Genomic DNA, 15,469 nt, shown 5'->3' on the forward strand with positions numbered 1-15,469 from the left:
CCAGGTCGGAGCGGGGTGGGGGCGGTCACCTGTGGGTGGCGTCTGCCGGCGTTGGCCGACCCCGGACGGCCCAGAGCCGGCCCAGGACGCTCAGCCAGCGGGCCATGAGGCGCCCTCTCTCACGCCCGAATCAGCATCCGATCACCTACTCGAGGGGCATTTCGCTAGTGCTGTGACCGGGAACGTTCACCGGGTAGCAGGGCTTGGGAACGTGTATGAGTACTGTCTGTTGGATGGACAGCACGATGCATCTGCCGACGGAAGAAGATCTGGAGCTAGTCGAGTTCGCCCAGCGCGTTGTTGAGGCCAACGGTGACGGAGAGGTGCACACCGTCGGGGCAGCCGTGCGAGACGCACAGGGCCGGATGTTCGGTGGCATCAACCTTCATCACTTCACGGGCGGACCTTGCGCTGAGTTGGTGGCGCTCGGGCATGCGCGCGCTGCGGGAGCACGTGACCTGGTGGCGATTGTTGCCGTCGGTGACACGGGGCGCGGCGTGCTCGCGCCGTGTGGCCGGGACCGGCAGGTCCTGCTGGATTACCACCCGGGCATCCGCGTCCTCGTGCCGGTAGCCGGCGGCATTCGCAGTGTCGCGGTCTCCGACCTTCTGCCTCATGCCTATGTCTGGGGGGAGCAGTCCGCAGGGTCCGACAGCGCGCTGCGCTCGAGCGCGATACAGGCCCTGCATTTCCATCCCGCCTATCTCGATGCTGTACGCGCCGGGCGGAAGACGACCACGGTGCGGTTCCGAGACCCAGTAGAGACAGGCCCGGTGAACATGGTGTTCGAGTTGGATGACGAGGTGGTGCTGCCGGGTGTGATCACTCAGATCACTTCCAAAAGAGTTGCCGAGTTGACCGAGGCGGACGCTATCGCCGACGGGTTCCGCGATCTTGCCGAGCTGCAGGACAGGCTGCGGTTCCACTACCCCGACATCAAGTCGACCGATGACGCCACCATCGTTCACTTCCGTCTGACGAGTTGACTGCATCCGCCCAACAAGCGCACGGGCGCGTTTCGCGTCGCTGCGGCCAGGACGCCGGGGTGGCGGGCGTTCCGGTTGCGCCAGCGCAGGTAGGCGTGCAGGGCCCGGGGCTGAGCCGTGTGGTCAGGGTGGTGGGAGTTGGCGAGGGTGAACTGTCGTAGCAGTCCGAAGTGGGCTTCGACGGGGTTGGCCCAGGACGCGTAGGTCGGGGTGAAGCACAGCTCGATCTTGTTCTTCACCGCCCACCGCTTCATCCGCCAGTTCGTGTTGGCGGAGAGGTTGTCGAGGATCACGTAGATCGGGGCGCCGTCCGGGGCGGGCGCCCGGATCGTTCTCGAGGCCGCCCAGGTGTGGTCGATGCCCCTGCGACGACGCTTGACGCCCCACATCTGGTCGTCGCCGACCGAGTAGCGGCCGTGGAAGCAAGTGATGCCGTGGGCGCGGCGGTAGGTGGCCGGCAGTCGGTCGGGACGGTTTTCTTCTGCCCGGCAGGAGCCGGCGTTCGGGCGGATGCCCAGCGGGCCGAACGCGAACATGCGGTCGGGCCGCTCGTTGATCGCGTACTCGATCCGCTCCCGCTTGGCGTCGAAGTCCGGGGGCGAGCTTGCGGATCGACCAGCGGGTGAAGGGATTGCCCAGCTTGGTGGGTCGGGTGGTGGCAGTCAGCACGACGACGTCTTCATCGTCACGGTTCGGCAGGCGGGGACGGCCTCCCGCCCAGCGAGGGTCCAGGCATGTGAGCCCGATCTCGTTGAACTTGTGGATCACGTCCCGAGCGGTGTTCTCGTCCGCCTGCACCAACCGCGCGATCACCGGGACCGTGCTGCCGCCGGCCGAGGCCAGAACCATCAAAGCCCGACGGAGCCACACCGAGTTGGCACTTCCCCGCCGCACGAACTGCTGCAGCCTCTGCCCCTCCTGACATCCGACCAGCACAACGAGCAACCCGGCAAACCTTCCCGGTCACAGCTAAGGGCTGTCCCGGAAGTGAGGGTGTCCCGACTCAGTGGGATTCAGTCGACATACTGGAAGGAGCTCTACGCCGCCTATGTCGCTGCGGGAATGCCCTCCGGCGCGCCGGTGCCCGGACCGGACTGACCGCTCAGGCCATCTGACGCCGCACCAGCTCGTGCAGCCGGCCTCCGGTGTCGGCGAGCAGCTGGGCCGGCGGGCCCTGCTGGATGACCTTGCCCTCCTCCATCACCACGACCCGGTCGGCGTCCAGCACGGTCGACAGCCGGTGCGCGATGACGATCCGGGTGGCGTTGAGGGCCTTGGTGCTCTCGATGACCGTGCGCTGTGTCTCGTTGTCGAGCGCGCTGGTCGCCTCGTCGAAGAAGAGGATGCGCGGCCGCCGGATCAGCGCCTGGGCGATCATCAGCCGCTGGCGCTGACCGCCGGAGACGGCTCCGCTGCCCGCGACGATGGTGTGCAGCCCCATCGGCATCCGCTTGATGTCCTCGGCGAGACCCGCCATCTCCGCCGCCGCCATCGCCTCCTCCGGCGTGTACGGCTCGGTGCCGCAGATGACGTCCAGGATCGAGCCGGTGAACGGCTGGGCGTGCTGGAGCACGACACCGCACTGGCGGCGCACCGCCGACTGGTCCAGGGCCGCCAGGTCCTGCCCGTCGTACAGCACGCTGCCCGACACCGGCCGGTCGAAGCCGATCAGCAGCCGCAGCAGCGTCGACTTCCCGCAGCCGCTCGGGCCGACGACCGCGACGAACTCGCCCGGCCGCACCTCGAACGACACGTCGTCCAGGACGAGGGGGCCGTCGTCCGAGTAGCGGAAGGACAGCCGCCGCGCCTCGATCGCACCGGTCAGCGGACCCGGCCGGGTGCTCGCCGTGCGCACCTCGGGCGTGGCGTCCAGCACCGGCTTGATCTCCTCGAACAGCGGCAGCGCGGCCACCGCCGAGACGAACGAACCCGTCAGCTGCGTGACGGAGGTCAGCACCATCGTCACCGAGGTGTTGAAGGTGAGGAACGCCGCCGCCGACATCGATCCCCGGGCCGGACCCGCCAGCAGCATGAACATCAGCAGGGTGCACAGCGGCAGGTACACCGCGCCCAGCACCGTCGTGAGGTTCTTGATGCGGCCGACCTTCTGCTGGAGCTCCCGGCTTCGGGCGAACTCCGACGCCCACGCGGCGTACGCGTAGTTCTCGGCGGCGGCCACCCGCAGCTTCGGCAGCCCGCGCAGCGTCTGGAACGCCTGGTTGTTCAGCTTGTTGGAGAGCACCACGAGACGCCGCTGCCAGCGCACCTGCCACAGCCCGAGCCCCAGGAACACGGCCGCGATGACGACGAGCATGCCGATCGCGGCCATCGCCATCGGCACGCTGTACCAGAGCAGCAGCCCCAGGTTCATCGCGCCGATCGTCACCGACTGGGCGACCGTCGGCCCGACGCCCGCCAGCAGCCGGCGGATCGAGCTGATGCCCATGGCCGCGCTGGCCAGTTCGCCGGTGGAGCGCTCGGTGAAGAACTTCGTCGGCAGCCGCAGCAGCCGGTCCCACACCGCCGGCTGGAGGGTGGCCTCGATCCGGCCCTCGATCCGCAGGATGGTGAGGTTCTGCAAGAGCATGAAGGCCGCGGCCACCACACTGCTCAGCATCACCGCGAGACACACCTGCACGATCAGGCCCGTCTGCGCCCTCGGCACGAACTCGCCCAGCACCTTGCCGGTGGCGATCGGTACCAACGCGCCGATCGCCACCGTGACCAGGCCGCTGAGCAGCAGGCCCGTCAGATCGCCGCGCATGCCCTGCATGCAGAACCGCAGCAGCCCCAGCGGACTGAGCCGCCGCTCCGGCAGCGGACGGTAGAACATCACCGCGCGCGGCTCGAACTCGTCCGCGTTGGCCTTCTCGATCGGCGTCTCACGCCCGGTCGACGGATGCACCGCGACATAGCCGCCGCGCCGCCACAGCAGCGCCACCGGCGCCCCCGACAGGGCCCGCTGGCCGACCAGCGGCCCGACGTCGTCCCGCCACCAGCGGCCGTCGAGCCGTACGGCCCGGGTGCGGACGCGCGAGGCCAGGGCGACCTGCTCGACCGGGTCGAGACGGTCGCCCCCGGTGCCCTTCTGGGTCGGCTCGGTGATGCGGATCCCGGCCGCCTGCCCGACCAGCTTGCACGCCGCGTACGTGGCGTCGGCGTCGGCCGAGGTGGTCCGCTTGCCCGACCGCTTGCCGATGGAGGCGAGCAGCGTCCGGTCCGCCTGGGCGCGTACCGCCTCACCGGCCTTGATGCCCTCGGCGGTGCGCGTCTCGTGCGTGCGCTCCAGCTGCTCGATCCAGCGGTCCAGCGTGGTCAGCAGCCGGTACTGCTGGTCGACCATGGACTGCCACAGGGCCGGGTCCATCAGGAGGTCGGCCGCGGCCTCGGCGCCGTAGAGCGAGCCGTACTGCACGCTGCCCGGCGGCACCTGCATCCAGAACACGTCGTCGTCAGTGGGCGCGGCGGCCCGCTCGGTGGCCATCGGCGCCTGGAAGAGGATCGACAGGCTGCGGCCGACCCCGAGGGCGAGCGCGTACTCCAGCGGACTCGTCGTCGGCGGCACGTACTGCGGATTGCCGTACTCGTCGTACGACCAGGTCGCGGTGTTGGCCGGCTGGTACAGCTCGCGCAGGCCGATGCGGTGCACCACGCAGTCCCGCAGCGGGCGGGCCACCAGGGTGTGCTGCGGGCCCGGCACCGGGCCGAGCACCAGTGAACCGGCCTCCAGACGGCCGAGGTGGTGCCAGTGGCCCTGCTGCCCGGCGTCGACGGCGAACAGGTCCACGGCTCCGGACACGACCAGCCACAGCACCTGCGGGCCTTCGAGGTCGAGCCGGTTGAACCCGGCGCAGTCGATGCGCGAGCCCATCTGCCCGAAGGCGCCCAGCACCAGGTCGCCGTCGTGCCCTTCGTGAACGGTCGTCATCTCACCGCTCCCTGACCAGTGCCGCGTACGCTCCGCCGCGGGCCACCAGGTCCTCGTGCCGTCCCCGCTCCACGACCGTGCCGTGCTGCAGGACGACGATCTCGTCGCTGTCGCGGACCGTGCTGAGCCGGTGCGCGATCACCACACAGGCGCAGCCGCGCCGGCGCAGGTTGTCCATCACGACCTGTTCGGTCTCGGCGTCCAGGGCGCTCGTCACCTCGTCGAGCACCAGGATGCTCGGCCGGCGTACCAGCGCCCGCGCGATCTCCAGGCGCTGGCGCTGCCCGCCGGAGAAGTTGCGGCCGTCCTGTTCCACCTTGCTGTGGATGCCGCCCGGGCGGCGCGTGATCACGTCGTACAGGGCGGCGTCGCGCAGCGCGTCCTCCACCGCGTCGTCCGGGATGGACGGGTCCCACAGTGCCACGTTGTCGCGGACGGTGCCCTCGAAGAGGAACACGTCCTGGTCGACGAAGGACACCGACGCGGCCAGCGCCCCGCGCGGGATGTCCTCGATGCGCTGCCCGTCGATGCGGATCACCCCCTCCCACGGTGCGTACAGCCCGGAGATCATCCGGGACACCGTGGACTTGCCGCTGCCCGAGCCGCCCACCAGCGCCACCTGCTGCCCCGGCCCGACCGTCAGGTCGAAGCCGGCCAGCAGCGGCTTGTCGAGGGGGCTGTAGCCGAAGGTGATGTTCTCCAGCTCGACATGGCCCTGGAGCCGGCGCGTCGACTCGGCGGCCCCGGGCCGGCCGTAGAGCGGGTCGGCCTGGAAGTTCTCCACGTCCTTCAGCCGGGCCACGTCCGCCGCGAAGTCCTGGATGCGGCCCGCGACGCCGTTCAGCCGGGTCAGGGGGGCCGTGAAGCGGGTGACCAGGGCCTGGAAGGCGACCAGCAGACCGACCGAGATGTGCCCCTCGACCGCCCGCATGCCGCCGATCCACAGGATCAGCGCGCTGTTGAGGGTGGCGAGCGTCGGCGCGACCACGCCCAGCCAGGCGCTCGGCACGCCGAGCCGCTGCTGCTCCTCCAGGGTGGTGGCGTGCTGTCCGGCCCACTTGCGGAAGTAGCCGTCCTCGCCGCCGGTGGCCTTCATCGTCTCGATGAGCTGGAGGCCCGTGTAGGCGGTGTTGGTGAGGCGGGCGGTGTCCGCGCGCAGCTTCGCCGTGCGGGTCGCGCGCAGCCGGATGACGACCCGCATGGCCACGACGTTCAGCAGGGCCACGCCGATGCCCACGAACGTCAGCTGCGGGTCGTAGGTGTACAGCAGCACCGCGTACAGCACGACCACGATCGCGTCCACGCCCGCCGCCGCGAGGTCCCGGGACAGGGTCTCGGACACCGCGTCGTTGGACTGGAGCCGCTGTACCAGGTCGGCCGGGCTGCGCTGGGAGAAGAACGTCACCGGAAGCCGCAGCAGATGCCTCAGGAAGCGGGCGCTGGACAGGGTCGAGGAGATGATGCGGCCGCGCAGCAGGTTGGCCTGCTGGAGCCAGGTCAGCACGACCGTGAGCAGCACGCAGGCCGCCATCGACGTGAACAGCACGCCCAGCAGCGAGGTCTGGTTTCCGATCAGGAACTCGTCGATGTAGGTGCGGCTGAGCGCGGGCACCGCCGCGCCGACCGCCACCAGCAGCAGGCTCGCCAGGACCGCGGCGGGCATGGTGCCCGCGGTGCCGCGCAGACGTGCGGGCATCGCGCCCAGCACGCCCGGCTTGCGGCCGCCCCGGGTGAAGTCCTCGCCGGGCTCCATCACCAGCACGACACCGGTGAAGCTGCCGTCGAAGTCCTCCATGGGCACGAAGCGGCGGCCCTTGCCCGGGTCGTTGATGTAGACGCCGCGGCGGCCGAAACGCCGGCCCATGCCGTCGTAGACGACGTAGTGGTTGAACTCCCAGAACAGGATGGCAGGCGACTTCACCTCGGCGAGGGCGGCCAGGTCCATCTGCATGCCCTTGGCCGTCAGGCCGTAACTGCGGGCCGCCTTGAGGAGGTTGCTGGCGCGTGAACCGTCCCGGGATACGCCGCAGGCGATGCGCAGCTCCTCCAGCGGGACGTGCTTGCCGTAGTGGCCGAGCACCATCGCCAGGGATGCGGCGCCGCACTCGACGGCTTCCATCTGGAGCACGGTGGGGGTGCGGACGGTCTTCGCCCGGGCCTTGGGCACCTTGCGCTTCGGCGGGGCGGCGCGGCGCCTGCTCCGGGGCTCCTGTGTGGTCGCGCTCATGGCAGCAGCCAGTCGACGGGACGCTGGTCGGCCAGCCGGATCGAACCGGAGGCCAGCGTCATGGAGGTCAGCTTGAACGGGGGCCCGTCCGCGGACGACCACCGGTAGCCGCTCTTCGTCGCGGAGGACTTGTCCAGCCGGACCGTCACGGCCACCGGCCTGCCCTTCTTCGTGAACTGCTCGCCCAGCTGGCTGTCCCCGAGGAACGCGGCGATCGTCTGCGGGGACTGCGCCGTGCGGTCCACCGACTTCACATGGCCGCGCAGCACGCCGTACTCCTGCGTCGGCACCGACTGCACGGTGAGGTCCACGGCCGCGTCGTCGGGGATCGACGCGGCGTTCTGCGCAGGGACGTACACGGTGGCGTAGAGCGGGTCGCCGGAGCGGGCGACCTTCTCCACGGCGGCGACGTTCGCGCCGGTCTGGATGATCTGCCCGACGGTCGCGGCCAGCGCCGAGACCCGGCCAGCGGCGAGCGTGCGGACGACCGCTTCGCCCTTGGCCGTGCGGACCTTGAGCACGGGGGAGTTCGCGGGAACCTGCTCACCCTGCTTGGCGAGCACCGCGGTGACCTGGCCCGCGACGGGGCTCTGCAGGAGGTAACTGCCCTGTCCGTGCGTGATGATGGCGGGCGCGCTGACGGTGGAGGTCACCGAGCCGGTCACGGCCCACACCGAGGCGGCCGCCATGGCGACGACCGTCACCGAGAGCACGAGCCAGCCCTGCGGGCGGGCGAAGCGCACCGGGAGGTCGAGTTCCTCCGGGGACTGGAGCTTGGCGAGGGCCTGTTGGCGGAACTGCAAGGAACTTCCCTCACCCATGGAAGAGGTTCATACGGAACCGTGGAGAAGGTGCAGACGGAACCGTGGAGAAGGTGCAGACGGAACCGTGGAAGAGGTTCGTACGGAACCCGAAGAACCCGGAACCGCCGGCTGCGGTTCCGGGAATCAACGGCACAAGGGCTCGATCAGAGGCCGGAGACCAGACCGGTGACCGGGGCCGTGTTCAGGCCGGTGACGCCCTCGACGGTGCCGACGGCGGTGTCGACCAGGCCGGAGACCGGGGCAATGCCGTCAACGGTGTCGGTGACGGTGTTCACGGCGTTCACGGAGAGGCCACCGGAGATGGCGTCGAGCTGGGCGTCAGCGATCTCGACGGTCTCGACCTGGGGGGTGGAGTTCATGGTGGAACTTCCCTTCATATGGATATCTCACAAGGGGGGAGCGGCCCCCTCTGGGGACAGATGACGGCCGCGACCGCGAGCGCCGGACATCCGTTTCCGAGTGCCCTGAGCGGCCCCCGCGGTGCGATGGATCAAAGCACGCTGCGGCTCGCCGCTTCCAATCAACCACCCCCCTCACCAGGCAACTTGCGCCCCAGTGGCACCGATCGGTGGAGGTCTGCGCACCGCTTGGCGGCGAGTTCTTCACATGCGTCATCGCATCGGCGCATCCGGGGGCTTGAGTCGCCCGGAGGCGAATCCGGCACTCCCGCCCCAAAGGCGTGACCGACGCGGCCGGGCTGTGGATAACCCTCCTTTCGGTGACCGGGTTGAGCATTCGATGTGCAGATTCGCTGAAGCCGAGGTTCGACTCCGGAACTGCGACAGATCGTTCCCGGCCGGATACGGAGCGTTTCCTTCCGGTGGGCTGACGCGGCGTCCGTTGCTGAGGGGCCGTCATCCGGCCATGACCCGTCGCGGTCCCGCCGGGCCCGTCCCGCCGGACCGGCCGCTGTGAGCAGGTGGTCGCCGCGTGCGTGGGTCCGCGTGCCCACGGCGGGAGTTGGCTGATTTCGCGGTGCGAAGGGATCACTTGCCATCGGAATTGAACGCCCCGTGCGGCCCGTGCGTACCAACAGCCATCCAGGCGCCCCCAGAAGCTGCCGGACGGCGGCACCTACTCCGTTCCCCAGGAGGAGAGAAGTTTGAGTCACAAGCGAATTCCGAAGCGCAAGGCCGCGATAGCGGCGGGCGGCGTGGTGGCGCTCGGCGCCGCCGCGATCCTGCTCCCCAACGCCAACGCTTCGCAGGACGGTTCGTCCGGCGACGCGGCGGCCGCGCCGAAGACCCTGAAGGCGGGCGACGCCTCGGATCTCGCCTCGCAGCTCTCCGGGCTCCTCGGTGATGCTTTCGGCGGCTCGTACTACGACGGCGACAACAAGCAGCTCGTCGTCAACGTCGTCCCGGGCGACGACAACAACGTGATCGTGAAGGCGAAGGCGGCCGGCGCGAAGGTCCGTGAGGTCGACAACAGCTGGTCGGAGCTCCAGGAGGGGGCGTCGACGCTGAAGTCCGAGGCGACCATCGCGGGCACCTCGTGGGCGATCGACCCGCGCACCAACAAGCTCCTGGTGACGGCCGACAGCACCGTGACCGGCGCCAAGTGGGACAGACTGGAATCCACCGTGCAGGAGCTCGGCTCCGGCATGGCCACGCTGAAGAAGTCCTCCGGCACCTTCAAGCCGTTCGTCTCCGGCGGCGACGCCATCTTCGCGGGCGGCTCGCGCTGCTCCCTCGGCTTCAACGTCACCGCGGGCGACGGCTCCCCGGCCTTCCTGACCGCCGGCCACTGCACCCTCGGCGGCAACGAGTGGTCCGACACCCAGGGCGGCCAGCCGATCGCCACGGTCGACCAGTCGACCTTCCCCGGCAACGGCGACTTCGCACTCGTGAAGTACGACGATCCGGCGACCGAGGCGCCCAGCGAGGTCAACACCGGCGACCAGACCGTGCAGATCACCGAGGCCGCCGAGGCGACCGTCGGCCAGCAGGTCTTCCGGATGGGCAGCACCACCGGGCTCAACGACGGCCAGGTCCTCGGCCTCGACGCCACGGTGAACTACCCGGAGGGCACGGTCACCGGCCTCATCCAGACCGACGTCTGCGCCGAGCCCGGCGACAGCGGCGGCTCGCTGTTCACGCAGGACGGTCTCGCCATCGGCCTGACCTCCGGAGGCAGCGGTGACTGCACGGCCGGCGGCGAGACGTTCTTCCAGCCGGTGACCACCGCCCTGGAGGCGGTCGGCGCGACCCTCGGCGCGGGCGGTGCCGCGGGCGGCGGCGCCGGTGCCGGTGACGAGGCCGGGGCCGGCGACGAAGCCGGCGCGGGTGCCGGTGAGGAAGCCGGAGCCGGTGAAGAGGCCGGCGCGGGTGCCGGTGAGGAAGCCGGAGCCGGTGAAGAGGCCGGGGCCGGTGCCGGCGAGCAGGCCGGAGGCGAGGAAGCGGGCGCCGGAGCCGGTCAGGACGCGGGCGCCGGCCAGGACGCGGGTCAGGGTGCCGAAGACCACTCCGGTCTGACCGAGTCCCGCTGACCCCGGCACAACCGTCGGCCGCCGGTCCGACGCAGCCGGCCCGGTTCCGCCCCCTTCCTGGCGGAACCGGGCCGGCTCCCCTGCGTCCAGGGCCGGCGGCCGACCCCGCCGGCCCTACCCGAGGGCCCTGATCAGCAACAGAGCGATGTCATCGAGCCGTTCCTCCCCGTCCGGGTGGTGCCGCTCCTGGTGGACGAGGCTGTCGGCCAGCTCGTCCAGCGGCAGGTCCCCGGCCTCGCCCAGCCGCCGGCCGAGATCCGCGAGGGCCTCCTCGAAGTCCGTACCGGGGGACTCGACGAGACCGTCCGTGTAGAGGACGAGCAGCGAACCGGGGAGCAGGGCGACCTCCGTCGTCGGGTACACCGCCGAGGCGTCGATGCCCAGCAGGGGGCCGCCGGCCAGATCGAGGACCCGCACCCGGCCGTCCGGCCGTCTCAGCAGCGGCGGGGGGTGCCCCGCCCGGGACATCACGGCCCGCCCGTGCTCCGGGTCGAGTCGCAGGTACAGGCAACTGGCGAACAGGTCGGACCCGAGGTCGAGCAGCAGCCGGTTGGTGCTGCGCATGACCTCCTCGGGCGCCTGCCCCACGGTGGTGTACGCGCGCACCGCCGTGCGGACCTGGCCCATCAGCCCGGCGGCCGTCACATTGTGCCCCTGCACGTCCCCGATCACCGCCGCCGCCGTGCCCTGGGCGCCGACCAGGTCGTAGAAGTCACCGCCGATGTCCATGCCCTGAGTCGCCGGCACATAGCGGCCGACCGCCTCGACGCCCGGCAGTGACGGCAGGGAGTGCGGCAGCAGCGCCTCCTGGAGGCCGTGCGCGAGCCGGTGCTTGGCGTCGTAGAGCAGCGCCCGCTCCAGGGCCTGGGCGATCAGCCCGGCCATGCTCGTCATCACCGCCCGCTCCTCCGTCGGGAACGGGTGCGGCTCGGCGTAGGAGAGCACGCACGTCCCCACCGGGCGGCCCTGGGCGATCAGGGGCAGGAACGCCCAGGCCGCGAACCCGTCGGGGGTCGCGAGCCGCGCCGGGTACAGGCGCTCCAGCTCCTCCTGCGACTCGAAGAACGCGGGCACGCCCGTCCGCAGCACCTGGGTGCCCGGTGTCGACTCGGTCAGGGGCATCCCGTCGAACCGCTCCACCACGCGCGGGTCCCGGTACCCGCGGTGCCCGAGCACCCGCAGCCGCTTGGCCCGCGAGCCCAGCACGACCAGGGCCTGGCTGCCCACCGCCGGGGCGATCTCGTCGGCGACCAGCTGCACCACGTCCTGCACGCCCACCGCCTCGGTGAGCGCCCCGGCCAGGTCCAGCACCTGCGAGATGGTGACCAGCCGGGACGGCGCCCCGTCGGGCGGCGGAGCGGTCCGGTTCATCCGGGACACGGCCCGGGACCTGGTGATGCGGACGCTCAGGCCCGTCGTGCTCGGGTACAGCCGGAACGACAGCCACTCGCCGGGCGGGCGCAGCGCCACGAACGAGGTGACGTGCTGGCTCAGCAGCGCGGCCCGGTAGCGGTCCTCGTAGACCGGGTCGTTGAGCCAGGGCACCGATGCCCACAGCTGGGTGCCGAGCAGTCGGCTGACCGGGACGTTCAGCAGCTCGGACGCCGCCGCGTTCACGAAGCCGACCCGTCCGTGCAGGTCCAGGGAGACCAGGCCGTAGGGCAGCCGGCTCACCATTCGGGCCGCCTCGACGGTGCCGAGCGTGCCGGCCATGCCGCCCACCAGGGGCGAGGCGAGCAGGTCGGTCTCGGGATGCGGCGGGATGCTGTGCTCGGCGGCCCGCTGCAGCCGGACCGCCAGCCGGCCGCAGGCCGCGGTCAGATGCTCACGCTCGTGGTCGGACATCTCCGCCGGGTGGGCACCGGGCCAGGTCACGAAGACCGCGCCGTAGACGGTCGACTCGGTGGCGACCGGCACCGCGGCCAGGGCGAACGGGTAGGGCAGCACCACGGCGATCCGCGGGTAGAGGCGCGCCATCTCCTCCTCGCCGCCGACCCACACCAGCCGCCGTTCGCGCGCCGCGTCGGCCACCGGGATCGGCGCGCTCAGGCCCACCCGCTCCCAGGGCGCCGCGAACGCCCGGGGGAGGCCGGCCATCACGGCCATCTCCAGCACCGGCTGATCCGCCGCCATCAGGTACACCGCGCCGGAGTGGGCGTGCACCTCGTCCATCATCGAGGCCAGCGCCAGCGAGAGCAGGGGACGGCCGACCGGCGTCCGGGCGGCTGCCGGCGCCTGTGCGGACGACTGCCCTTCGGACACGTCGACCACCTCCTCGCACGGCCGCGCGACCGGGTTCAGGAACAAATCTCCCCCCTGGCGGCCCGTCCCGCACGACGAGCGGTTCCGGAACGGTGCGGGTTACCGTCGGTCACACAGATGTCGGACCTCAAAGGCGCCCACTCGTACCCCGACCGCCCCGACCCATGCCCCCGTAGTCGAAGCGTGGCCGGGCGTAAGGGTGCCGGGCGTGCGCCCCCACGCCTCGCGATGGCCGGTTCTTCGCGCCCGGGCAGGGTCACGGTCGCGAACAATGGGGCACGCGTTCACCAAGACGAGGGGGCGTACGGCGAGCCGAGGGGGTGGCAGTGATCCGGGTGCTTCTGGTCCACGACGAGTGTCTGGTGCGGTCGGTGCTGGCGGAGTGGCTGCGGCAGGAGTCCGACCTGGCGGTGCACGACACGCCGTGGCGCGGCGCGCCGGGCACGGTGCGGTCGTTTCGGCCGGACGTGTGCGCGGCGGACCTGGAGTGCGCGGACTCCTACGGCATCCCACCGCTGGGTGAGCTGTGCCGGCCCGGGCCGGACCGCACGCGCCCCCGATTACTCGTGCTCGCCACCGCGAACCGGCCGGGCCTGCTCAAGCGGGCGGCCGAGGCGGGGGCACTCGGGTACGTCGACAAGGAGGGGTCCCCGCGGAATCTGCTGCGCGGGATCCGTCGCGTTGCCGAGGGGGAACGTTTCGTCAACGACTCACTGGGCTTCGGGTTCCTCAAGGCGGCCGAGATGCCGCTGACCCGCAGAGAACTGAGCGTGTTGTCCCTCGCGGCCGAGGGAGCCTCCATCGCGGAGATCGCCGGGAGCCTGCACCTGTCCCACGGGACGGTGCGCAACTACATGGCCGCCATCACCCGCAAGACCGGGGCCCGCAACCGCGTCGACGCGATACGCATCTCGCAGGGCCAGGGCTGGCTCTGACCCCTTTCGCGATCGCATCTCGCGCCGGAGCGGGCCGGACTCCGGCCCCAGGCGGCCGCATCCCGCCCCAGCAGGGCCGGCTCCGGCCTCTACCGGGCCGGTGCGGGAGCCCAGCCTCCGACGAGGTCCCGGTACAGCGCGCAGGACCGCAGCAGCTCCTCATGGCCGCCGTACGCCGTGCTCCGGCCGTCCATCACCAGCACCCGATCGGCGCGGCGGGCCGAGCTGATGCGGTGGGCCACGACCACCAGGGTCCCGCCCGGCCGCGCGGCGAACGCCCGCTCGGCGCGCTCCTCCGCCCCGGGGTCCAGATGGCAGGTCGCCTCGTCCAGCAGGGCGAGCGGGGCGTACGACAGATAGGCCCGGGTCAGCGCGATCAGCTGCCGTTCGCCGGCCGACAGCGCCGTGGGATCGACCCGGGCGCCGAGGCCGCCGAGCCGGGCGGCCAGCGGGGCCAGACCCACCGCCTCGGCCGCGGCCAGCAACTCCTCCTCGGGCACCGGGCCCGGACGCAGATAGGCGAGATTCTCGGCCAGGGTGCCGCCGAAGACGTACGCCTCCTGCGGGATGAGGACCCGCGAGGCGGCGGCCCCGGGGCCGGGCACGGGGTGTCCGGCGACCCGCACGGTGCCGTGCGAGGGCGTGAGCAGCCCCGCCACCAGCGCGGTGAGCGTGGACTTGCCGGTGCCGCTGGGACCGACGACGGCCAGGTGCGCGCCGGGCGGGAGCGTGAGGTCGAGGTCGTGGACGACGGGCGCACTGGCGGACCCGTAGGCGAAGGTGACGGACGCGAGGGAGAGGGCGGGAGGAGGGGTGCCGCGGTCCGCGGTGGTGCCCGGGGGCACGGACCCGCTGTCCGGCGGCCGGGACGGCCCGGTGCTCGTCCCGGCCAGTCTGCGCAGCACCACCGTCAGGCGGGAGCCGCTCGTGCCCAGTCCGTGGATCAGGTTCCGCAGGGCCGGCAGCAGCGACTGGGTGACGTAGGCGAGGGCACCGACCAGGGCGCCCGCGGTGACGCCGTGGGCCAGCAGCCAGGGGGCGACGGCCAGCAGCAGCACGATCGGCACCTGCCCGCCGATCGTCAGGGACGCCACCCGCAGCACGCCCCAGCGGGCGAGTGCCCGCGCCGCCCGCAGTTCCGCCTCGACCCGTTCCCCGGTGCCCGCGGCGATCTCCGCCTCGGCGCCGGTCGCCGTGACGTCGAGCAGGCCCGGACAGACGGTGCCGAGGTCGCCGGCGAGGGCCTCGTCGGCGACCAAGAACGTCTCCTGCCGCCGGGCCAGGGGCCGCAGCGTCGCGGCGAACAGCGCCATGCCCACGGCCAGGGGCGGCCCCACGGCCAGCAGCAGTGGCGGCGCGAGGGTGAACAGTCCCGCCAGGGCACCGGCGGAGGTGAACACGAAGGAGCGGGAGACCATGACCAGTCCGGCGAAGGTGTCCCGAGCGATCTCCACCTGCTGGGTGAGCCCGGACAGGGAGCCCGCCTCACCGGTCCGCACCCCGCGCGTGACCACCCGCTCCACGAGCCGGTCCCGGAGCGGTTCGACCAGGTCGGCGACGGCGGCGTAGACCCGGGCGGTCCCGTACGCGCCGAGCAGGACACCCAGTCCGGTCACGGCCAGCCAGACCAGTCCGGCATCCGCCCGCCCGCGCAGGAACCCCTCGTCAAGGGCCCGGGCGGGGCCGTAGCCGATGAGGAAGGTCTGCCCGGTCTCCAGCACGGACCAGGCGGTGAGCCGCAGCAGCACGCGCCGACGGGACAGCAGGAAGCGCAGGCCGCGGGCGGCAAGGCCGGTGGCGGCGGTCATGGCCGCACTCC

9 protein-coding genes and 1 pseudogene are annotated in these 15,469 nt (G+C 71.7%); 3 read left to right on the top strand and 7 right to left on the bottom strand.

Annotation, left to right across the window (positions count from 1 at the left end):
• The first annotated feature begins 233 nt into the window (after positions 1–233).
• Entirely contained in the window at positions 234–986 is a 753-nt protein-coding gene (locus tag AB0937_RS34995) for an ASCH domain-containing protein (RefSeq protein WP_366717680.1), read from the top strand.
• Positions 987–1,027: 41 nt separating this feature from the next.
• On the opposite strand, the pseudogene AB0937_RS35000 reads toward AB0937_RS34995, so the two are convergent.
• From AB0937_RS35000 to AB0937_RS35020, 5 genes and pseudogenes are all read right to left on the bottom strand, one after another.
• Positions 1,028–1,835: pseudogene (locus tag AB0937_RS35000) on the bottom strand (transposase); the annotation flags it as partial.
• A 253-nt stretch (positions 1,836–2,088) separates the two neighbouring features.
• Positions 2,089–4,914 (bottom strand): NHLP bacteriocin export ABC transporter permease/ATPase subunit, encoded by a 2,826-nt coding sequence (locus AB0937_RS35005; RefSeq protein WP_366717682.1) that lies wholly within the window; start codon positions 4,912–4,914, stop codon positions 2,089–2,091.
• A 1-nt stretch (position 4,915) separates the two neighbouring features.
• Positions 4,916–7,141, bottom strand: coding sequence for an NHLP family bacteriocin export ABC transporter peptidase/permease/ATPase subunit (locus AB0937_RS35010; RefSeq protein ID WP_366717684.1), 2,226 nt, complete (start codon positions 7,139–7,141; stop codon positions 4,916–4,918).
• A complete protein-coding gene (locus AB0937_RS35015; RefSeq protein ID WP_366717686.1) occupies positions 7,138–7,944 on the bottom strand; it encodes an HlyD family efflux transporter periplasmic adaptor subunit in 807 nt (268 codons plus the stop codon). The genes AB0937_RS35010 and AB0937_RS35015 overlap by 4 nt, the downstream gene beginning before the upstream one ends.
• Before the next feature lie 164 nt (positions 7,945–8,108).
• A complete protein-coding gene (locus AB0937_RS35020) occupies positions 8,109–8,324 on the bottom strand; it encodes a hypothetical protein (protein WP_003994898.1) in 216 nt (71 codons plus the stop codon).
• 743 nt (positions 8,325–9,067) lie between these two features.
• Here AB0937_RS35020 and AB0937_RS35025 point away from each other — a divergent pair.
• Positions 9,068–10,453: a S1 family peptidase gene (locus tag AB0937_RS35025; protein ID WP_366717688.1), complete on the top strand. Its 1,386-nt coding sequence runs from the start codon at positions 9,068–9,070 to the stop codon at positions 10,451–10,453.
• 114 nt (positions 10,454–10,567) lie between these two features.
• Here the strand turns inward: AB0937_RS35025 and AB0937_RS35030 are convergent, their stop codons facing one another.
• Positions 10,568–12,715, bottom strand: coding sequence for a SpoIIE family protein phosphatase (locus AB0937_RS35030; protein WP_366717690.1), 2,148 nt, complete (start codon positions 12,713–12,715; stop codon positions 10,568–10,570).
• 326 nt (positions 12,716–13,041) lie between these two features.
• Between AB0937_RS35030 and AB0937_RS35035 the strand changes: the two genes are divergently transcribed.
• Complete coding sequence (locus tag AB0937_RS35035; RefSeq protein WP_366717692.1) at positions 13,042–13,650, top strand: response regulator transcription factor; 609 nt, start codon at positions 13,042–13,044, stop codon at positions 13,648–13,650.
• Positions 13,651–13,739: 89 nt separating this feature from the next.
• On the opposite strand, the gene AB0937_RS35040 is transcribed toward AB0937_RS35035, so the two are convergent.
• Positions 13,740–15,458, bottom strand: coding sequence for an ABC transporter ATP-binding protein (locus tag AB0937_RS35040; protein WP_366717694.1), 1,719 nt, complete (start codon positions 15,456–15,458; stop codon positions 13,740–13,742).
• Positions 15,459–15,469 lie beyond the last annotated feature (11 nt).

Origin of the sequence: Streptomyces sp. NPDC047880 (assembly GCF_040706515.1) — a bacterium.
In the GTDB taxonomy this organism is placed as follows: Bacteria; Actinomycetota; Actinomycetes; order Streptomycetales; family Streptomycetaceae; genus Streptomyces.

What these genes read in the sequence shown, in the direction of transcription:
- AB0937_RS35010 (WP_366717684.1), bottom strand. Translation starts at nt 7,141, where the DNA reads ATGAGCGCGACCACACAGGAGCCCCGGAGCAGGCGCCGCGCCGCCCCG.
- AB0937_RS35020 (WP_003994898.1), bottom strand. Translation starts at nt 8,324, where the DNA reads ATGAACTCCACCCCCCAGGTCGAGACCGTCGAGATCGCTGACGCCCAG.
- AB0937_RS35040 (WP_366717694.1), bottom strand. Translation starts at nt 15,458, where the DNA reads ATGACCGCCGCCACCGGCCTTGCCGCCCGCGGCCTGCGCTTCCTGCTG.
- AB0937_RS35005 (WP_366717682.1), bottom strand. Translation starts at nt 4,914, where the DNA reads ATGACGACCGTTCACGAAGGGCACGACGGCGACCTGGTGCTGGGCGCC.
- AB0937_RS34995 (WP_366717680.1), top strand. Translation starts at nt 234, where the DNA reads ATGGACAGCACGATGCATCTGCCGACGGAAGAAGATCTGGAGCTAGTC.